Here is an 18,981-nt window from a genome sequence, read left to right as displayed (position 1 = left end):
TCGGGAGAGTGCCCAGGCGCACGGCGGGACGGTGCAGGCCGCTCCCCGGTGGTGGTCCACCTCGATGCGCCAGTCACGGCCCGCGCGCAGGTTATCGCGCCGGCGTGATCGTGTCGCGGGGCACCGAGCGGACGTCGTCGAGGCCGCAGAGCGCCATCGTGTGCGTCAGCTCCTCGCCCAGACCGGCCAGGACGCCGGCCACGCCGTCGGCGCCCCCGGTCGCCAGCCCCCAGACGCAGGGGCGGCCGAGGAAGACCGCCGAAGCGCCGAGCGCCAGCGCGGTGAGCACGTCCGAGCCGGTGCGGATCCCGCCGTCGGCATAGATCTCGACGTCCGCCCCGACGGCCTCCACCACCTCGGGCAGGGCGTGCGCGCTGGCGATCGCAGGGTCGACCTGTCGGCCGCCGTGCGTGGACACCCAGACGGCCGAGGCGCCGGCCTGCACGCACCGGGCGGCGTCGTCGCCGCGCAGCACCCCCTTGACGATCACCGGCAGCCCGGAGAGCTCCCCGAACCGGGCGATGTCGTCGAAGGTCCAGGTCGCCGTCGCCAGGTCCGACAGGGTCGGTTGGTCACCCTCGGGTGGGTGGTTGGCCATCCGCAGGCCGGCCGGCAGCGCGAAGCGGTGGCGCAGGTCGCGGCGCCGGCGTCCCAGCAGGGGCACGTCGACGGTGAGCACCAGGGCGCGGTAGCCGGCGTCGCCGGCCCGCCGGGCGAGGTCGTCGGTGTGGCGGTTGGAGTGCAGCCGGTAGAGCTGGAACCACTGCGGGCCGTCGGCTGCCGCGGCCACCTCCTCGAGGGTGTGGGTCGCGCTGGTCGAGACGGTCATCAGGGCGCCCCTCGCGGCCGCGCCCCGGGCGGTGGCCAGCTCGCCGTCGGGATGCGCCATGCCCTGGTAGGCCCACGGCGCGATGCCGATCGGCGTCCGCACGGGAGTGCCGAGCAGCTCGGTGCCGAGGCGCACCCGCGCGGTCCCGCGCAGCACGCGGGGCCGCAGCCGCCACGACCGCCAGGACGCCGGGGCCTCGGCCATCGTCGTCTCGGTCTCGGCGCCGCCGGCGTAGTAGTCGTAGACCGAGGCCGGCAGCTGTTCGCGGGCCCGCGCCTCCAGCCGATCGAGGTCCAGGTACGGGGGCTCCTGGCCCGGGTCCTCGGGGGTCTCCTCGCCGGGGAGGCGCGGCGGCTGCCCCGGCACCGCGCTGTCGGGTGCTCCGATGGTCGCCATAGGCTGGCACTCTATGGACACGCTGACCCCCGCGGAGGCGGCCCAGATCCTGGGCACCTCGCCCAACCGAGTTCGCCAGCTCCTGCGCGACCGCAAGCTCATGGCGGTCCCCGGTAGCGGGAACGGCAAGATCCCCGCGGACTTCCTGCAGGACGGCGCGGTCCTCAAGCACCTGCCCGGCCTGCTGACCGTCCTCAAGGACGGCGGTTTCAGCGACGAGGAGGCCTTCGACTGGCTGTTCCGGGAGGACGAGTCGCTCCCCGGGACGCCGGTGCAGGCGCTCCGCGACGACCGGCACACCGAGGTCACCCGCCGGGCCCAGGCCCTGGCGTTCTGACCGCGGTGCATCCGGACGGCGCGTCCCCGCCGAAGCTCGTGCCGTGGAGCAGCTGACCTACCTCGGCCTGCTCGTCGGCTGCCTGGTCGTGACCGCCCCGCTGGAGCTGGTGCTGCGGGTGCGCGTCTACGCCCGCTGGCGGCGGCTGCTGCTCGCCGTCGTCCCCGAGTTCGTGGTGTTCGTCGGGTGGGTGCTCTACGCGATCGCGCAGGGGCACTGGGACTACAGCGCCGACCGGACCCTGGGGGTTCGGCTGCCCGGGGGCATCCCGGTCGAGGAGGTGCTGTTCTTCCTCGTCGTCCCGCTCTGCTCGGTGCTGGCGCTGGAGGCGGTGCGTCGGGTCACGGGGTGGGACGCCGGCTATCCAGCCGAGGAGGCCGACGCATGAGCTACTCGGCCCTGGCGGTGGTGGCCGTCGTCGGTGTGCTGGTGGTGGACCTGGCCGTCTACCGCACCCGGATGGTGACGCGGCCGGTGTTCTGGACCGCCTACGCGATCATCGTGACGTTCCAGCTGCTGATGAACGGCGTCCTCACGGGACTGGACGTGGTCACCTACGACCCGGACACGATCTGGGGACCGCGGATCGCCTACGCCCCGGTCGAGGACCTGCTCTTCGGCTTCGCCATGGTCACCCTCACCCTGGCCAGCTGGGCCGCGGTCAACCGGCGGGCGAACACCGCGAGGCGGCGCGGCTTGGACACCGACACCCGTCCGTCGAGCACCCGGTAGTCCGCCCGCTCGATCTCGGTGAGGATGCCGCCGTAGAGGGCGGTGGCCGCCCGGACGCAGTCCCGGGACTCCGGTGCCAGCAGCCGGGTGCCCGGGGCGGCGTCGTCGTAACGGCGGCGGACGAGGGCCACCATCTCCCGCATCAGCGCCGCGAACCGGGCGTCGTGGCGCCGCTGCGCCAGCTGCTCCCGGGTGACGCCGTGCGCGGCCATGGCGTCGGCAGGCAGGTAGACCCGGCCCCGGTCGGCGTCCTCGGCGACGTCGCGCAGGAAGTTGGTCAGCTGGAAGGCCTCGCCCAGAGCGATCGCGTACGGCTCGGCATCCCGCCGCGCGACCCCCGGCGCGGTGCCCAGCACCGGCAGCACCTGCAGGCCGATGACCGCGGCCGACCCCCACATGTACCGGTCGAGGGCGGCGAGGTCGGCGTAGGAGTCGACGGAGAGGTCGCTGGTCATCGCGGCCAGGAAGTCGACGAGGTGCTCGACGGGGATGTCGTGGCGACGGTAGGTGTCGACCAGGGCCAGTCGGACCGGGTCGTCGGACCAGCCGGCGTCCAGCTCCGCGAGCACCGCTCGCGACCACTCGGCGAGGTCACCGGCGGGATCGGCGCCGGGCACGTCGACCAGGTCGTCGGCGGTGCGGGCCGCGGTGTACAGGGCGTGCACGGCCGGCCTCCGGTCCGGGGTCAGGAGCCGGGTCGCCAGGTGGTAGCTCTTGCCGTGCCGGGCGGCGACCTGCGCGCAGTGCCGGTAGGCCGCGTCGAGCTGCTCCTGCCGCCCGGTGTCGGTCGTCACCGGGGCACCGGCCCGGTGATCCGCTCCGCGGCGAGCCGGCCGCTGATCAGCACCATGGGCACGCCGACGCCGGGCTGCACCGACGAGCCCGCGAGGACGACGTTCTCCGGGCCGCGCCGGGGAAGGGTCGAGGGGCGGAACGGCCCGGTCTGCCCGAAGGTGTGCGCCAGCGCGAAGGGCGTGCCCGCGGCCATGCCCTGGGCGGCCCAGTCCAGCGGCGTGGCCATCTCCTCGACCTCGACCGCGCCGGTCAGCCCCGTCCAGCCCCGGGCCTCCAGGGTCGTGAGCAGCTCGTCGCGGTACCGCGGGCCCAGCGTCGTCCAGTCCAGGTCGGGATTGCCGCCGCTGCGGCGGTCCAGGTTGGGAGTCGGGGCGACGATGCTCAGCACCTGACCCCCCTCCGGCGCGAGGCTGCGGTCGGTGCGCGAGGGCATGCTGACGAGCAGGCTCGGGTCGCTCATCGGTCGCCCGTGGCGCGTCAGCTCGTCGAACACTCCGCGCCACGACTGCCCGAAGCTGATCGTGTGGTGCCCCTGCCCGGGCAGCTCGGTGCGGACGCCGACGTGCAGCGCCACGCACGAGGGGGACCACACCGGCCGCCGTGGCCCGCGCAGCCCGGGGACCAGCCGCCACGGCTGGTCGGTGGTGACGACGACGGCGTCGCAGGGCAGCCGGTCGCCGTCGGCCAGGCGCACCGCAGCGACCCGTCGTCCGGACGTCTCGAGCTCTGCGACCGTCGCCGAGTACCGGAAGGTGACGCCGGCGTCGGTCGCCGCGGCAGCCAGGGCGTCGGGAACGGCGGCGATCCCGCCCATGGGGTGCCAGACCCCGGCGCCGATGTCGAGCTGGGCGATGACGGCGTAGGCGGCGATGGCCCGGAAGGGGGACACCCCCGCGTAGAGCGCCTGGAAGCTGAACAGCCGCCGCAGCCGGTCGTCGGTGAAGTACTTCTCCACGTGCCGGGACAGCCGGCCGAAGCCACCACGGCGCGCGAGCGTGATCAGCTCGGGGACGAGCAGGTCCAGGGGCGAGTCCAGGTTGCGGTCGATGAACGTCGCCAGCTGCAGCCGGTACAGCTCGGCGAGGTCGGCCAGGTACCTGCGCAGCGCATCGGCCTCGGCGGGCCCGCACAGCGCAGCGACCTCGGCGGCGAAGGCGCCCGGGTCGGCGTGCACGTCGAGGTGGGACCCGTCGCCGTACTGCGCCCGGTAGGTGGTCTCGAGCGGGACGAGGGTGAGCCGGTCCTCCAGCTTGTCGCCGACCGCGGCGAGGGTGTCGGCCAGGATCTCCGGGGCGGTGAAGACGGACGGTCCCGTGTCGAGGGCGTACCCGCCGCGCTCGATGCGCCCGGCTCGCCCACCGGGGCCGGCCGCCCGCTCCACCACGGTGACCTCCCGGCCGGCGCCGCGCAGGCGCAGGGCGGCGGCCAGCCCGGCGAGGCCGGCGCCCACGACGACGACCCGCTCGGCGCGGCCCGGGACGGTGCGGAGCATCAGGCGGTGCGCGACGTCGCCGCCACGGCGAGGGCGTCCAGAGCGGCGCGCGCGTCCTCGGCGATGGGGGCGGTCGCGATCGCCGAGCGCGCCCGCGCGGTCTGCCCGGTGATCCGCTCCTCGACGCGAGCGCGCGCGCCGGTGGACTCCAGGAGCCCGCGCAGCGCGTCGAACTCCTCCGGACCCGCGTCGGCGTTTCCCAGCGATGCGGCCAGCAGCCGCCGGCCGGCCTCGTCGGCCTCCTCTTCGGCGAGGGCGATGAGCAGCGTCTGCTTGCCCTCGCGCAGGTCGTCGTCGGCGGACTTGCCGGTCACGGCGGGGTCGCCGAACACCCCCAGGACGTCGTCGCGCAGCTGGAAGGCCTCCCCGAGGGGGAGCCCGATCGCGGTGTACGCCTCGGCGACCTCCGGACCCGCGTCGGCGATCGACGCACCCAGCTGGAGGGGGCGCTGGACGGTGTAACCGGCGCTCTTGTAGCGGGCCACCGTGAGGGCGCCGTCGGGGCCGGGCAGGCCGCCGGCCGCCCGCAGCAGGTCCAGGTACTGGCCGGCGGTGACCTCGGTGCGCATCGTGTCCCAGACCGCCCGTGCCCGGGTGAGCGCGGCGGGGGAGATGCCGGAGCGGCGCAGGAGCTCGTCGGACCAGACCAGGGCCAGGTCGCCGACCAGGATCGCCGCGCCGGTCCCGAAGAGGTGCCGGTCGCCGTTGAGCTCCTCGACCGTGTGGCGGGACGCGAACCCGACGTGGGTGGCCGGCCGCCCCCGCCGGGTGTGCGCGCCGTCCATGACGTCGTCGTGCACGAGGGCGCTGGCGTGGACGAACTCCAGCGCCGTGACGGCCCTCAGCACGGCCGCTTCGTCCTCGGGCGAAGCCGTGTCACGTGCACCGCGCCAGCCCCAGTAGGCGAAGGCGGGGCGCAGGCGTTTGCCGCCCACGGCCAGGGCGCACACCTCGTCGACGACCGGGACGAGGGTCGGGTCCATCGCGGCGAGGGTCTCCCGCTGACGGTCGAGGAACTCCGTCAGCGCTGCACTGACCGCCGCCCGGAGCCGGTCGAGTTCCGCCGCCGCGAGCGGTGGGGCGCCGGATCCGACCACCGACTCACGGCTCTGGGTCTCGGCGGTCACCCGCCCAGTATTGCCCAACCCGATGGTGCGCGACCGCCGCAACAGGGCAGGACCCGGGCTCCGGTTCATCGTCTCTCCACCCTCCTCGCGCCGTCGCGCGACGGTCGTCGGCGGCGACGTCCGTCGCACGCCCCTGGTCACGGCTCGAACCGCTGCCTCCACTTCCGCCCCACCCGCGCGGGTGGATGCGGCCCGGAGAAAAGATCGTGAGAAATGTCGTGCTCCGGCGCACGGCCGCCCGCGCGGAACCGTCCGTACTCTCGATGCCCGTGACCGGGACCGTGCGTGAACTCCTCGCCGCCGACGGGCCGACGTGGTCGTTCGAGTTCTTCCCTCCGAAGACACCGGAGGCCGAGCCGCAGCTCTGGACGGCGCTGCGCGAGCTGGAGCGCCTGCGGCCCTCGTTCGTCTCCGTCACCTACGGCGCCGGCGGCTCGACGCGGGAGGGCACCGTCTCGGTGACCGAGCGGATCGCCAGCGACACGACGATGACGCCCCTGGCCCACCTGACCGCCGTCGACCACAGCGTCGCCGAGCTACGGCATCTGGTCAGCCGGCTGGCCGCGGCCGGAGTGCGCAACCTGCTGGCGTTGCGCGGTGACCCTCCTGGCGCCGACCCCCAGGCCGAGTGGGTGGCCCATCCCCAGGGGCTCAACTACGCCGCCGAACTGGTCGAGCTGATCAAGTCGATGGGGGACTTCTCCGTGGGCGTGGCCGCCTTTCCCGAGCGGCATCCTCGCTCGCCGGACTTCGAGACCGACGTCGCCCGGTTCGTCGACAAGTGCCGGGCCGGCGCGGACTTCGCGATCACGCAGATGTTCTTCCGGGCCGAGGACTACCTGCGACTGCGGGACCGCGTGGCCGGGCGGGGCTGCGACGTGCCGATCATCGCCGGCGTGATGCCGGTGACCAACGCCCGCCAGATCACCCGCATCGTGCAGCTGTCCGGCCAGGCGTTCCCGGCCGACCTCGCCGAGCGCTTCGCCGCACTGGACGGGGACCGGCCCGAGGACAAGGCGGCCGTCCGGGCCTTCGGCGTCGAGGTGGCCACCGAGCTGTGCCGCACGCTGCTGGCCGAGGGGGCCCCGGGCATCCACTTCATCACCATGAACCGCTCCACGGCGACGCGTGAGGTCTACGCGAACCTGGCGCAGCTGCCGGCTACTCGCTGACCGGGCGCTCCTCCAGGACCGCGGCGGCCTCGGCCGCGGCGCGCCGCAGGCCCTCGCGCTCGGCGGCGTAGCCACCGAAGACGCCGACGACCGGCAGGTTGGCCAGCGCCCGATGGCGCAGCTTGCCCTTGGGGCGGGCATCGAGGGCGTCGTCGATCCGGCCGAGCAGCCGGGCGACCCGCCACAGGGTGCGGGCGTTGCCGCGGACCCCGTTGCGCTCCTCCCTGGCCCCCAGCGCCTCCTCGGTGTAGGTGCCCTTCGCCCGCTCGAGGAGCGGCTCCACCTGCTCGGGCGTGAGATCGCGCCGGAGGAGCACGCGGGTCAGCAGCGAGATCCGTGCGGCCGGCTCCTCGATGCCGTGCTCGGACGCCACGCCGAGGACGACGACCGACTGGACCGCCGTCCCCACGGTGTTCTGCAGCGGCAGCAGGTCGGCGAGCTTGCCGGCGAGGCGGGGTGCCGCGGAGACCCCGGCCGCCACGCGCGAGACGCGATGGGCCCACCACGCGGTGCGCTCCGCCGCCGGGAGGGCCGGCGGGCGACCGAGCCGCCGCACGAGGGAGGCGGTCGACCGGTCGACCCGGCGGAGGACGTCGACGACCACGGCGTCACTGATCGGAGGGGTCACGGACCCGACGGTAGGGGCCCGGCCGCCGCATCGCAGGTCGCGGTTGTGCCAGGCCGGGAGACCGGTGCCGACGAGGTGGTGGTCGACGGCCGGCGGCGGGATCGGCACACCGCCGAGGGCGGACGCTCGGACGCCGGTGGCTGCGTGCCCTCCACACGTACCGTGTCTGCCGTGGTCTCGCCGGGTTTCGGAGCCCGCCGGCGGTGGGCGGTCGTGGCCGGGCTGGTCGCGCTCCTCGCCGGTCTCCCGTCCCTGATCGGGGCGATCCCCGCGTCGGATCGCGATGTCCCCGCGGCCGACCTGCGGAGCGCCGTCCTGGCCAGTGACATGGTGGCGTTCTCCGGATACGCCGAATCGGCCGGCGGGCTGGCCCTGCCGGTCACCGACCAGCTGGCCTCGGTGGCCGACCTCTTCAGCGACCGGACCCTGATGCGCGTCTGGTGGCGGGGCCCGGCCGACAACCGGGTGGATGTCGTCACCCCCACCGGGGAGATCAGCACGCACCGCGACGCGACCGGCACCTGGACGTGGGAGTACGAGAGCGCGACCGCGACCCGCGGCGCGCTGGGCCCGCTCGAGCTGCCCGCGCCCCTCGATCTGCTGCCCAGCGCGCTCGGGCGGCGGCTGCTGTCGGAGGCCGCCGATGGCGAGCTGTCCCGCATCGGCGCCCGCCGCGTGGCCGGGCGCGACGGTCTCGGGCTGCGGCTGTCGCCCGTCGACCAGGCGTCCTCGGTGAGCCGGGTGGACGTCTGGGTGGACGGCGACAGCGGGGTGCCGCTGCAGGTGCAGGTGTACGGAGAGGACGCTCGCCGGCCCGCCCTGGACACCCGCTTCCTCGACCTGGAGCTCGCCGCTCCCGGGCCCGAGGTCACCGCCTTCTCGCCGCCGGCGGGGGCGGTCGTGCGGGAGGACCGGGGGGTCGACCTCGTGGAGGCCGCCCAGCAGGTCACCGGTCCCGGACTGCCCTTGACGCTGGCCGGTCTCGACCGGCGTCCGATGGAGGGGCTTCCCCGCGGGCTCGGGGTGTACGGCAGAGGCGTGACCCTGCTCGCGGTCGTGCCGGCTCCCGGCCGCCTGACCGAGGAGCTGCGGCGCGCCCTCGGCGCGTCTCCCGGTGCGGTCGTGGACGAGCTCGGGGTCCGGGCATCGATCGGCCCGCTGGGCCTCATGGTCGTCGACCGGCCGGGCGGGCGCGCCTACGTGCTCACGGGTTCGGTGACCCTCGACGCGCTGGCCGCCGCGGCAGCGGAGATGCCCGAGCTCGGGGGGCGCCCGTGACCACGGTCATCGCCACGTCCGGACTCGTCAAGCGCTACGGCAGGGTGCGTGCGGTCGACGGAATCGACCTGGGCGTCCAGCAGGGCGACATCTACGGCTTCCTCGGCGCCAACGGCTCCGGGAAGACGACCACCGTCCGCATGCTGCTGGGCCTGGTCCTGCCCACGAGCGGTGAGATCGAGCTGCTGGGGGAGCGGATGCCGCGCGCCGGCCGACGGGTGCTGCACCGGGTGGGGGCGCTGATCGAGGGCCCGGCCCACTACGGGCACCTGTCGGGGCGGGAGAACCTGTCGCTGCTCGACGCGTCCGGCCGCGGTGGATCCTGGCGGACCCGGTCCCGGCGGGTGGCCGCCGCGCTCGAGCAGGTCGGGCTCGGTGGGGTGGGCCGCCGGCCGGTCAAGGCCTACTCGATGGGCATGCGCCAGCGGCTGGGGCTCGCGGGCGCGCTCCTGCGCCGTCCGGAGCTGCTGGTGCTCGACGAGCCCACCAACGGTCTGGACCCGCAGGGCATCTCGGAGGTCCGCGAACTGCTGCTGGACCTGCACCGCGACGGCACGACGGTCTTCCTCTCCAGTCACCTGCTGGCCGAGGTCGAGCAGCTGTGCACCCGCGTCGGGGTGCTGGACCGGGGCCGACTCGTGCTCCAGGACCGGCTGGCCACGCTGACCGCGCCGACCGGGTCGACGGTGGTCCACACCTCGGATCCCGACCGGGTCCGGGCCGCCCTCGACGGGCGGGTCACCTCGGTCGAGGGGGAGCGGGTCATCGTGCGGGGAGACGACCCGGCCGAGGTCAACGCCCGGCTGGTGGCGGCGGGGGTCCCCGTGCACGGCCTGGCCCTCGAGCGGCCGAGCCTCGAGGCGGTCGTGCTGGCCGCGGCAGGCGCCAGCCCCGACCGGGTGGACGTCCGCCGATGATCCTCGTCGAACTGCGCAAGATGTTCCGGCGGCCGCGGACGTGGGCCACGATCACCGTCCTCAATTCCTTGCCGGTGCTCGTGGCGGTACTCCTCGTGCTCACCGACCTCGCGCCCCGGCCGGGCGAGGGCCCGCCGTTCCTGTCCGCCGTCCTGAGCAACGGCGCGCTCTACCCGCTGGCGGCACTGGCCATCGTGCTGCCGCTGTTCCTGCCCATCGCCGTCGCGGTCGTCGCGGGGGACTCCGTCGCGGGCGAGGCGCAGGCCGGCACGCTGCGCTACCTGCTGGCCCGCCCGGTCGGGCGCACCCGGCTCCTTGTGGCCAAGCTGGTGGCCGTCCTGGCGTTCGTGCTGGTGACCGTGGTCGTCGTCGCCGCCGTCGGCTACGTCGTCGGGACGACGATGTTCGACGCCCAGCCGGTCGCCGGTGGGACCTCGGTGTCCGGCACGTCCTTGACGCCGGACGAGATCAGCGGCCGGACCCTGCTCGCCATCGGTTACGTGGCGGTGTCGATGCTCGGTGTCGCGGCCTTCGCGCTCTTCTTCTCCACGCTCACCGACTCGCCTCTGGGCGCCACCATGGGTGCGCTCGCCGTGCTGGTCGCCTCCTCGCTGCTGTTCACCCTCGATGCCGCGTCACCGATCGCGCCCTACCTCCCGACGCGCTACTGGCTGGCGTTCGTCGACCTCTTCCGCGACCCGATCCTCTGGCGGGACATCACCCGCGGGCTCGCGCTGCAGGGCGTCTACGTCGGGGTTCTGCTCGTCGCGGCCTGGGCGAACTTCACCACCAAGGACGTCACCAGCTGAGTCAGCCGCTGAGCCGTGCGCAGTCGGCGGGGCCCAGTGCCACCGGCTCCCCGGCGGCGAGCTCGGCGAGGACGATCCGCTGCACGAGCGGGCTGCGTGGCAGGTCTCCGTGACCGACCCTGGCGTCGGGGCACACCGACTGCACGGTCAGGTTGAGCGCGCCGTCCAGTCGGGCCGAGTCCGGCGGCGTCACGGTCTCGTCCTGAGCGGTCCAGACCGAGACCCAGGTGGGGCCGTCGGGTGTCTCGTCGCCGGCGTTGAGGACCGCCAGCACCTCACTGCCGGTGCCCAGCTGCCGGCAGCCCACCGGGCACGACGCGACGCTCCCGGCCAGATCCGCCAGCGAGGTGCCGTGGTGCGGCGACCCCAGCGTCAGCACCCGGCGCACGACGCCGGCGTTGCCGTCGGCCACCCACAGGCGGGCCACGATCCCGCCCGCCGAGTACCCGATCACGTCGACGGTCGCCTCCCCGGTGCGTGCCAGGGCGTCGGACACGGCGGCGTCGAGCGCGTCGGCGGCGGCGTGGAGATCCCCCGTCCCGTCTCCCGGCAGCGCGACCACGGTGGCGTCGCGGCCTGCGGCGGTCAGCCGGTCGGCCAGGGACTGCAGGGAGCCGGTCGCGCCTCCGTACCCGGGGACCAGCAGGACCGGTCCCGGGCGGGTCTGGGGCACCGGCCCGTCCACCTGAGCCGGCCGACGGCCGACCAGCGCGGTCGTGAGGGCAGCGGCCACGGCGATGACCAGGACCAGCAGCGTGAGGACGACGCGTCGGCGAGCGGGGGCGAGGCCGGCGAGCACCCTCTCACTGTCCCTCCTGTCGCTGCTCGCGCCACCGTTTGGTGGACTGCGCGGGTGGAGGAGTGGGCGTGCTGAGCCGGGACGAGTACCTGGCGGCCTGGTCGCGCTGGCACGGCGACACGCCCACCGACCGCCCGCTCGTGCGAGGCTGGCTGACGATCGCCTGGACCCTCGCCCGGCCGCTGGCGGGGCTGCCGCCGCTGGCCGCCACCGCGCTCGGCCTGTTGGTGGCGCTCGCCGCGGTCGGGCCGGCCGCCGCCGGAGGCCACTGGCTGATCGCCGCCGGGATCCTCGTCGCGCTGTCCGGTCTGCTGGACTCCCTGGACGGTGCGCTCGCCATCGGCACCGGACGCGCATCTCGCCGCGGCTTCGTCCTCGACTCCGTGGTCGACCGGCTGACCGAGGCCGCGTACGCCGCGGCCCTGTGGGTGGGCGGCGCGCCCGGCTGGCTGGCCGTCGCCTTCGGTGCGCTCTGCTGGCTGCCCGACTACCTGCGGGCTCGAGCCGGACAGGCCGGGGTGGCCGAGACCGGCGCCCTGTCGGTGTGGGAACGCCCGACCCGGATCGCGATGACCGGGATGACGCTGGTCGGCGCGGGGGTCGTCGCGGGGTTCGGATTCGCCGGCCCGGTGGTCACCTCGGGCGCCGCTGTGGGAGCCCTGCTCGGCGCTGTCGGCGTCGTCCAGCTCGGGAACTCCCTGCGCCGGATGCTGACCGATTGACGCCGACGACCCACACGCGGGGCGCGGCTCCTAAGGTGTGCGGGTGCCCTGCTCAGCGGCAGGGCGCCCGACATCGTGCGGCCGTTCCGCCGATCCAGCACCCAGGGAGCGTTCCGTGCCCGTCGCCGTCACCGGCTCCATCGCCACCGACCACCTGATGACCTTCCCGGGGAAGTTCACCGAGCAGTTCGTCGAGGGCCAGATGGAGAACGTCTCCCTGTCCTTCCTCGTCGACGACCTCGTGCAGCACCGTGGCGGCGCCGGCGCGAACATGGCCTACGGGCTGGGACTGCTCGGCCTGCGGCCCGTCCTCGTGGGCGCGGTCGGCAACGACTTCGCCGACTACGACGCGTGGCTGACCCGGCACGGGGTGGACACCCAGAGCGTGCACTGGTCGGAGCTCAAGCACACCGCCCGGTTCGTCTGCACGACCGACATCGTCAACAACCAGATCGCCTCGTTCTACTCGGGCGCCATGTCGGAGGCGGCCGACATCGAGTTGGGCCCCGTCGCCGAGCGCGTCGGTGGGTTCGACCTGGTGGTGGTCGGCCCGAACGACCCGAAGGCCATGGTGCGCCACACGCAGGAGTGCCGGCAGCGCGGTTACCGGTTCGCCGCCGACCCCAGCCAGCAGCTGGCCTGGGCCGACGGCGAGATGATCCGTGACCTGGTCGACGGCGCGGATCTGCTGTTCACCAACGAGTACGAGTCCCACCTCCTCCAGCAGAAGACCGGCTGGAACGAGAACGAGGTGCTCGCCCGGGTGGGGACCTGGGTGACCACCCTCGCCGCCGACGGGGTTCTGGTCCGTCAGGCCGACGCCGAACCGATCGCGGTGATCGCGGTCCCCGAGACCAAGCCGGTCGAGCCCACCGGCGGCGGCGATGCCCTGCGCGCCGGCTTCATCGCCGGCCGCATGTGGGGTCTCAGCCTGGAGCGGGCCACCCAGCTCGGGTCCGCCGTGGCCACCGCTGCCGTCGAGGTCATCGGCACCCAGGAGTACGAGCTGCCCCGGGAGAGCTTCCTCGCCCGCTTCGCGGACGCGTTCGGCGCCGACGCCGCCGACGAGGTCGCCGCCCACCTGCCGTGACATGGTCGGCCTACCGGCCGACACCGCCATGACACGGTCGTCCTCCGGACGACACCGCGGCCAGGAGTCGTAACCCAGCGGCGACGAGCCCCGCGTGTGTCCCCGGCGGGAGCCTCCGGCCCCGCGCCGGGTGCACCGTGACACTGTCGGCCTACCGGCCGACACCGCCGCCAGGAGCCTTATCCCTGCGGCGACGAGCGTGTCCGTGTGTCCCCGGCGGGAGCCTCCGGCCCCGCGCCGGGTCCACCGTGAGCCCGAGCGGTCCGCCAGCTGAGAGCCGGCGGTTCTATTCGCCTTTGACGCGCTCGCCGATGCTCGGGTCCTCGGCCCAGCTGCGGTAGGGGATCCGGGGGATCTCCTTGACCTCGCCGATCGTCGACCACTCGTTGCCACCGAGCCGGGCCAGCGGCTGCAGGTGCTCGATGCGGGGGCGCCCGTCGCGAACCGCGCTCTCCCGGACGCTGATCAGCTGCACGCGGCCGAACACGACCGTGCTGTCGCCCAGGCGCACGGTGGAGTGCAGCGTGCACTCCGCCGACACCGGTGACTCGGCGACCCGGGGCACGCTCACCCGATCGCTGTCCTCCAGCCGGACGCCGACCTCCTCGGCCTCGCTCACGCCGGCGGGGAAGTCGGTGCCCGTGGCGTTGATCTGCTCGAAGAGCGACTCCGGCGTCAGGCTGACGGTGAATTCTCCGGTCGCCTCGACGTTGCGCAGCGAGTCCTTGCGGCCCACCGAGGTGAACTGGACGACCGGCGGATCCACGCAGGCCACGGTGTAGAAGGAGTGCGGCGCCAGGTTCACCACCCCCTCCGCCGAGCGGCTGCACACCCAGGCGATCGGCCGGGGGACGACGACGGAGTTCAGCACGCGGTAGAACGCCCGCGTCTCCATCTCGGCGGGGTCGAAGAGCACACGGTCGGTGGGGTCGGTCACCCGTCCATCCTCGCCGGAGCGCGTCGTGACGACCGTGGCGGGGCCGAGACGGGACGGTCGCGCCAGGTGAGCGTGCCCCGCCGGTGCCCGACGACCGACCGCACCATCAGGACGTCGAGCAGCAGGATCGACACCGGGTGTGCCAGCACATCCGGCCAGACGCGACTGCCCGTCGCGGCGGCGACGACCGCCCGGCCGGCGGCCCCGGAGAGCCAGCCGACCAGCCCGGCGCGCGAGCCGCGCAGCGCCGCGAGCGGCGGGAGCACCCATACGGCGGTCAGGACGGCCGCCCCGGCGAGGCCGGCCCAGGGACGTCCACCGACCGCCGCCCACAGCGACTTCGCATACCCGTCCCGGAGCGCGGGCCACCCGTCGTACATCCGGCAGACGGCCAGCCGTGATCCGTCGATCGGGACACCCCGACCGCCGGCGCGCTTCACCGCCCGGAGGAGGGCGATGTCCTCGAGGACCTCGCCCCGTACCGCCGCATGTCCGCCGGCCCGCTCGTAGGCACGCCGGCCGACCATCAGGAACTGCCCGTTGGCCGCCGCCAGGGACGGCCGGCGGGAGCGCTCGGCCACCCGCAGCGGCAGCGTCGTCGCCCAGAGCCACGGCGCCAGGGGCTGCACGAGCCGCTCGGCCGCTCCGTGCGCCACGGGGCGCGGCCAGGGCGAGACCAGATCCAGGTCGTGCCGCTCCAGCACGGCCACGGCGCCGGCGATCGCGTCGGGGAACAGCCGGACGTCGGCGTCCACGAAGACGAGCAGGGCGTCGTCGTCCTGGACCGTGGCCGCTCCGGTGACGCAGGCATGCGGCTTGCCCAGCCAGCCGGCCGGGGGAGGGTCGGCACGGACCAGCCGCACCCGCGGGTCGGTCACCGCGCGCACCGCCGCCGCCGTCCCGTCCGTCGAGCCGTCGTCCACCACGACGACCCGGAGGTCGGAAACCCTCCGCTGGTCGAGCAGGGCGGCCAGGCAGCCGCCGATCTGCTCCTCCTCGTCGCGGGCGGGGACGACCACCGTCACCGGCCGGCGCACGGCCGGCGGGTCGGCCGGCGGACGGCGGAGCAGTGCCACGTTGAGCGCCGCATGGACGGCGCCCGCGACGGAGAGCCCGGCGAGCGCCCGGACCAGCCGACCGCTCATCGGCGTCGCGCGGTGGCCCGGACGGCCAGGACCAGCAGCACGGGGACGGCCAGGGCGACCCCCCAGGCGGCGGACCCGGGCAGGCCCAGCCACCCCGAGTGCGCGAGCGCGCCGCCGAGGGTCATCCACCCGAGGGCCAGCAGCGGGGCCGTGGCGCCGATCCGGGGCGGCCCGGGGACTGCGGTGCGGGCGACCAGCAGATCGAGCAGCGCCATGAGCACGAGCCCGGCGAGCAGCCAGCCGGCGAGATTGGTGAGCGGGACGGTATCGATGCCGGGCAGTCCCGGGTCCGGATGAGCCCAGGTCCAGTACCCGGCCTGCACCATCTGAGGATCCAGGACGACGTCCCAGCCGGCGAAGACGTAGGCGGCGGCTGCGATGCGCGCGGCGCGCCGGCGGCCGGGCCGTGCCGTCCGGGTCAGGTGCTCGGCGAGCACCCAACTCGGCCAGGCCATCATCAGCCAGGCCAGCGGGACGAGGAACGGCACGCCGAGCAGGGTGGGGCCCAGGACGTCGCTGTACCGGTAGCTCCCGTACGGGAAGCCGGTGGCGAGCCCGACCGCCTCGAACGCGATCGCGGTGAGGGTGACCAGGACGAGCAGGGCGGCCCCCGTCCGGGCTCCCCGGCTCAGTGCGGCGTGCACGACGGAGAGCAGCGAGCCCAGCACGACGATGGTCCAGCTGACCGTGTCACGAGCCGACCCTGAACTGAGCGGATAGGCGATCGCGGTGAGCACCAGTGCACCGGCCAGGAGCAGCGGCAGCGCCCGCGCGGCCGTGGGTGACCCCTGCCGCGCGATGACGGCGGCCGTCATGCCGGTGTCCGCCGCAGCCGCGCGGCCATCCGGCGGACCGCACGGCCCGCGCTCGCCCGGGCGCGCGGCAACCCGCGCCGGTCGGCCAGCAGCACCCGTGCCGCCGTCCGCCCGGAGTTGCCCGACACGCCACCGCCGGGATGGGTCGACGCGCCGGCCAGGTAGAGCCCGGGGAGGCCGGGGACCCGGTAGCCGGAGAGCGCCGGGGTAGGCCGGAAGGCGAACATGCTGGCCACGCCCATCTCCACGTGCATGACGTTGCCACGGGGGAGGGACAGTTCGCGTTCCAGGGCCAGGGGCGTCTGGACGTACAGTCGCTGTACCGACTCGGCGAACCCGGGGGCGTAGCGGTTGACCGCGGCCACGAGCCGGCGCGCTTCGCTCTCCGCCAGGTCGTCCCAGTCCGCCCCGTCCGCGAGCGTGTACGGGTACCACTGCCCCCAGATGGTCACGACGTGCTGTCCTGGCGGGGCGAGGGTGTCGTCGCTGGCCGAGAAGCACATCGCCAGCGGCACCGGACTGCGGGGGAGCCGGCCGGCGGCCCAGTCGCCGTGCGCCGAGGCGAGTTCGGCGCGATCGGTGCAGAGCAGCTGGAGTCCCTGGAGGGACTGCTCGGCGGAGATCCCCGGATAGTTCGGCGGGGCGTCGGTGAGTGCGCGCACGACGAGCCCGAAGCCGTTGCCCAGGGGCGGGTCGGCGTCCACCAGTGCGGTTGGGGCGGCGTCCCCCGCGAGTTCCCGGGTGACCTGCACGTGGCAGGCGGCGATGACGGCGTCGGCGTGCACCCGCCGACCGCTGACGGTCTGCACGCCGACGACCCGACGTCCCCCCGCGCCGTCGTCCTCGGTGAGCAGTCGCGCGGCGCCGTCGCCCAGCACGACTCGCCCACCGTCGGACTCCAGCCGGCGGCGGAGAGCCGCCGTCAGCCCACCCGAGCCGCCCACCGGGTGCCCGGGCGGTACGTCGTGCAGGAGGGCCACCCAGGCGACCATCGCGGCGGTGCCGGGCTCGGACATCGGCGGTCCGGACTGGGCGCCGAACCAGGCCAGCGCGGCCTTGAGCCGCTCGCTGTGGAACCAGCGGTCGAGGAGGGCGTTCCCGGAACCCAGGAAGTCGACCGCCAGCTCCCCGCCGGGCGTGCGCGGCCGCCCGTCGGCCGGCGCCCCCAGGGGCCAGAACGAGCGGAGGAGCCCCGCCGGGCCGGGCCGGCGACCGAACGAGGCGGCGACCGCCCGGCCGCGCGGGCCCCACACCTGCACGAACCGGCGGTAGGCGGCGGCGTCCTCGGGGCCGCACGCCTCGGCGATGGAGGCGCAGGTGGCATCGAGGTCGACGGAGAACACGAGGGGACGCCCCGCGGGCCCCGGATCTCCCGGGGACGGCGCGGGTGCGAAGCCCCACGGGTCGCAGTCGAGGTAGCGCAGGCCGTGTGCGGCGAGGTCGAGCTCCTCGAGGATGCCGCTCTGCCGGATGATCACGTGCGCACTGGAGCCGCGGTCGACGCGGACACCCGGCCAGCGCTCCACGGTCGAGACGGCGCCGCCGAGGACGCTGTCGGACTCCACCACCTCCACCGACAGACCCGCGCGCGCCAGGTAGCAGGCGGCGACCAGCCCGTTGTGGCCCGAGCCGATCACCGCGACATCGACATGGACATCGACCTGGACATCGACGGGGACATCGACGGAGGGCTCGACCGCCGGGGAAGGGGTGCTCACACTCAGCTGTTCGTCGGGGTCCGGTCGCGTGGATGCAGCGGGAGGCGTGCGCCGAGGATGGCGAACGGCCGGGAGTCCCCCGGGAAGTGGTAGCCGCGCGCCAGGTCCACGAACCCATCGGCGTGGTAGAGCCGGAACGCCTTCGTGTCGGCGTCCGGCGTGGAGAGCAGGGCCGTGGGGTGGGGAAGATCGGCCACCAGCGCGTGCAGGAGCCGGCGGCCCAGCCCCCGGCTCTGGTGATCGGGGTGGACGTGCAGTTCGCAGACCTCGAAGGCGCCGGGCAGCCACTTCTTCGCCGTCCGCCGGTCGAGTGCCGCCCGCACCTGGTCGTGCCACCACTGGCCCGGGGCGATCAGATAGCCGTACCCGAAGCCGACCAGCCGCTCGCCGTCGGGAGACTCGGCGAAAGCGCCGACCGCCCGGAAACCGGGGCGCTCGGTGTGCTGGACGGCGTAGCCGTAGCGGCCGGCGACGACGGCGGAGTCGTACCCCATCGCCAGGCCGTAGATGCTCAGCGCCTCGTGCATGTGCTCACGCAGCCACGGGGTGGGCAGCTCGACGATGCGGGTGGCGGGCTTCGTGTCGGTCATCGCGCAGCCGCCTCGGCCGTCGGGGTGCTGGCCGCCTCGGCCGTCGGGGTGCTGGCCGTCGGGCCGGTGCCGACCTCTGCCGCCGTGCCGCCGGTGAGGCGGAGCAGCTCGTCGTAGGTCGTGGGGAAGACGGTGTGCGGATGCCCGGCGGCCGCCCAGACCTGGTCGTAGCGGGCCAGCTCGATGTCGACGAGGGTGCCGATCGGCTCGGGGTGGCCGATCGGGGCGACGCCGCCGATGGCCTGGCCGGTGTGCCGGCGGACGAACTCCGGCGTGGCCCGGCTGATCCCCGGGACACCGAGCAGGGTGGCGACCAGGGTCTCGTCGACCCGGTGGGCACCGCTGGTCAGCACCAGCAACGGGTTGCCGCCGACGTCGAACACGAGACTGTTGGCGATCGCGCCCACCTCGACGCCCAGCTGGGCCGCGGCCGCGGCGGCGGAGCGTGCGCTGTCGGGGAGGTGGCGCACGGTGCCGGTGGCACCGGCCGCGCGCAGCAGTCGCGCGACCTCGGCGACCCGGGGGTGCTCCGGCGGGGTCATGGATCCGATCCTGCCACCGGCCCGGACGCCGTGCTGTCGTGGTTCCTCCGGGAGCGAGCGGCGACACGGTTCTCGCGGTCTTGACGGCGGGGAAGCGGTCCGGTCTACTGA

General features: G+C 74.7%; 20 protein-coding genes, 1 pseudogene and 1 riboswitch. Of the genes and pseudogenes, 9 read left to right on the top strand and 12 right to left on the bottom strand.

Translation table 11 applies throughout. From position 1 onward, the window contains the following. Positions 1–3 precede the first annotated feature (3 nt). A riboswitch (ZMP/ZTP riboswitch) is annotated at positions 4–87 on the bottom strand. A 4-nt stretch (positions 88–91) separates the two neighbouring features. Further along, positions 92–1,225 (bottom strand): alpha-hydroxy acid oxidase, encoded by a 1,134-nt coding sequence (locus CHB94_RS04285; RefSeq protein ID WP_089335341.1) that lies wholly within the window; start codon positions 1,223–1,225, stop codon positions 92–94. A gap of 13 nt (positions 1,226–1,238) precedes the next feature. On the opposite strand from CHB94_RS04285, the gene CHB94_RS04280 reads away from it, so the two are divergent. The 3 genes and pseudogenes from CHB94_RS04280 to CHB94_RS25980 all read left to right on the top strand — a co-directional run. After that, positions 1,239–1,562 carry an Rv2175c family DNA-binding protein gene (locus tag CHB94_RS04280; protein WP_089335340.1) on the top strand — a complete coding sequence of 108 codons (324 nt, stop codon included), beginning with the start codon at positions 1,239–1,241 and terminating at the stop codon, positions 1,560–1,562. 43 nt (positions 1,563–1,605) lie between these two features. Beyond that, on the top strand, positions 1,606–1,950 hold the full coding sequence (locus CHB94_RS04275; RefSeq protein ID WP_089335339.1) for a lycopene cyclase domain-containing protein: 345 nt from the start codon (positions 1,606–1,608) through the stop codon (positions 1,948–1,950). Then, a pseudogene (locus CHB94_RS25980) lies at positions 1,947–2,156 on the top strand (lycopene cyclase domain-containing protein); the annotation flags it as partial. The gene CHB94_RS04275 and the pseudogene CHB94_RS25980, both read left to right, overlap by 4 nt. Here the strand turns inward: CHB94_RS25980 and CHB94_RS04265 are convergent. From CHB94_RS04265 to CHB94_RS04255, 3 genes are read right to left on the bottom strand one after another with little or no spacing between them, the layout of a single operon-like run. Beyond that, the gene (locus CHB94_RS04265) at positions 2,153–3,088 is read right to left on the bottom strand and encodes a phytoene/squalene synthase family protein (RefSeq protein WP_217899157.1); all 936 of its coding nucleotides are present in this window, start codon (positions 3,086–3,088) and stop codon (positions 2,153–2,155) included. The pseudogene CHB94_RS25980 and the gene CHB94_RS04265 overlap by 4 nt on opposite strands. Continuing rightward, positions 3,085–4,581: a phytoene desaturase family protein gene (crtI, locus tag CHB94_RS04260; RefSeq protein ID WP_089335337.1), complete on the bottom strand. Its 1,497-nt coding sequence runs from the start codon at positions 4,579–4,581 to the stop codon at positions 3,085–3,087. Before crtI ends, CHB94_RS04265 begins: the two co-directional genes overlap by 4 nt. Then, positions 4,581–5,708: a polyprenyl synthetase family protein gene (locus tag CHB94_RS04255; protein WP_254920390.1), complete on the bottom strand. Its 1,128-nt coding sequence runs from the start codon at positions 5,706–5,708 to the stop codon at positions 4,581–4,583. The genes crtI and CHB94_RS04255 overlap by 1 nt, the downstream gene beginning before the upstream one ends. A gap of 269 nt (positions 5,709–5,977) precedes the next feature. On the opposite strand from CHB94_RS04255, the gene metF reads away from it, so the two are divergent. Further along, positions 5,978–6,880 carry a methylenetetrahydrofolate reductase [NAD(P)H] gene (metF, locus tag CHB94_RS04250; protein ID WP_217899156.1) on the top strand — a complete coding sequence of 301 codons (903 nt, stop codon included), beginning with the start codon at positions 5,978–5,980 and terminating at the stop codon, positions 6,878–6,880. Here metF and CHB94_RS04245 read toward each other — a convergent pair. Continuing rightward, complete coding sequence (locus CHB94_RS04245; RefSeq protein WP_089335429.1) at positions 6,870–7,508, bottom strand: hypothetical protein; 639 nt, start codon at positions 7,506–7,508, stop codon at positions 6,870–6,872. The two genes, metF and CHB94_RS04245, sit on opposite strands and share 11 nt — an antisense overlap. A gap of 171 nt (positions 7,509–7,679) precedes the next feature. Here CHB94_RS04245 and CHB94_RS04240 point away from each other — a divergent pair, with 171 nt between their 5' ends. From CHB94_RS04240 to CHB94_RS04230, 3 genes are read left to right on the top strand one after another with little or no spacing between them, the layout of a single operon-like run. After that, complete coding sequence (locus tag CHB94_RS04240) at positions 7,680–8,786, top strand: LolA family protein (protein WP_141137414.1); 1,107 nt, start codon at positions 7,680–7,682, stop codon at positions 8,784–8,786. Then, the gene (locus CHB94_RS04235; protein WP_089335335.1) at positions 8,783–9,703 is read left to right on the top strand and encodes an ABC transporter ATP-binding protein; all 921 of its coding nucleotides are present in this window, start codon (positions 8,783–8,785) and stop codon (positions 9,701–9,703) included. The genes CHB94_RS04240 and CHB94_RS04235 overlap by 4 nt, the downstream gene beginning before the upstream one ends. Beyond that, entirely contained in the window at positions 9,700–10,512 is an 813-nt protein-coding gene (locus CHB94_RS04230; protein ID WP_089335334.1) for an ABC transporter permease, read from the top strand. The genes CHB94_RS04235 and CHB94_RS04230 overlap by 4 nt, the downstream gene beginning before the upstream one ends. 1 nt (position 10,513) lies before the next feature. On the opposite strand, the gene CHB94_RS04225 is transcribed toward CHB94_RS04230, so the two are convergent. Beyond that, the gene (locus CHB94_RS04225) at positions 10,514–11,311 is read right to left on the bottom strand and encodes a lipase family alpha/beta hydrolase (RefSeq protein WP_089335333.1); all 798 of its coding nucleotides are present in this window, start codon (positions 11,309–11,311) and stop codon (positions 10,514–10,516) included. 68 nt (positions 11,312–11,379) lie between these two features. On the opposite strand from CHB94_RS04225, the gene CHB94_RS04220 reads away from it, so the two are divergent. Then, complete coding sequence (locus CHB94_RS04220) at positions 11,380–12,033, top strand: CDP-alcohol phosphatidyltransferase family protein (RefSeq protein WP_089335427.1); 654 nt, start codon at positions 11,380–11,382, stop codon at positions 12,031–12,033. Between the two features lie 115 nt (positions 12,034–12,148). After that, positions 12,149–13,123, top strand: a complete 975-nt coding sequence (locus CHB94_RS04215; RefSeq protein ID WP_089335332.1) for a carbohydrate kinase family protein — start codon at positions 12,149–12,151, stop codon at positions 13,121–13,123. A 286-nt stretch (positions 13,124–13,409) separates the two neighbouring features. On the opposite strand, the gene CHB94_RS04210 is transcribed toward CHB94_RS04215, so the two are convergent. From CHB94_RS04210 to CHB94_RS04185, 6 genes are read right to left on the bottom strand one after another with little or no spacing between them, the layout of a single operon-like run. Continuing rightward, positions 13,410–14,060 carry a flavin reductase family protein gene (locus CHB94_RS04210; protein ID WP_254920389.1) on the bottom strand — a complete coding sequence of 217 codons (651 nt, stop codon included), beginning with the start codon at positions 14,058–14,060 and terminating at the stop codon, positions 13,410–13,412. Then, complete coding sequence (locus CHB94_RS04205; protein WP_089335331.1) at positions 14,057–15,205, bottom strand: glycosyltransferase family 2 protein; 1,149 nt, start codon at positions 15,203–15,205, stop codon at positions 14,057–14,059. The genes CHB94_RS04210 and CHB94_RS04205 overlap by 4 nt, the downstream gene beginning before the upstream one ends. Further along, a complete protein-coding gene (locus CHB94_RS04200) occupies positions 15,202–16,020 on the bottom strand; it encodes a carotenoid biosynthesis protein (protein ID WP_089335330.1) in 819 nt (272 codons plus the stop codon). Before CHB94_RS04200 ends, CHB94_RS04205 begins: the two co-directional genes overlap by 4 nt. After that, positions 16,017–17,738 (bottom strand): phytoene desaturase family protein, encoded by a 1,722-nt coding sequence (locus CHB94_RS04195; RefSeq protein ID WP_254920388.1) that lies wholly within the window; start codon positions 17,736–17,738, stop codon positions 16,017–16,019. The genes CHB94_RS04200 and CHB94_RS04195 overlap by 4 nt, the downstream gene beginning before the upstream one ends. A 2-nt stretch (positions 17,739–17,740) precedes the next feature. Continuing rightward, positions 17,741–18,328, bottom strand: a complete 588-nt coding sequence (locus CHB94_RS04190; RefSeq protein WP_089335329.1) for a GNAT family N-acetyltransferase — start codon at positions 18,326–18,328, stop codon at positions 17,741–17,743. Further along, on the bottom strand, positions 18,325–18,870 hold the full coding sequence (locus CHB94_RS04185; protein ID WP_089335328.1) for a YbaK/EbsC family protein: 546 nt from the start codon (positions 18,868–18,870) through the stop codon (positions 18,325–18,327). The genes CHB94_RS04190 and CHB94_RS04185 overlap by 4 nt, the downstream gene beginning before the upstream one ends. Between the last annotated feature and the right edge of the window lie 111 nt (positions 18,871–18,981).

Origin of the sequence: Blastococcus mobilis (assembly GCF_900188025.1) — a bacterium.
GTDB lineage: Bacteria > Actinomycetota > Actinomycetes > Mycobacteriales > Geodermatophilaceae > Blastococcus_B > Blastococcus_B mobilis.
Note: the sequence above shows the minus strand (reverse complement) of the source record. Positions and strands in the feature narration are given on the sequence as shown.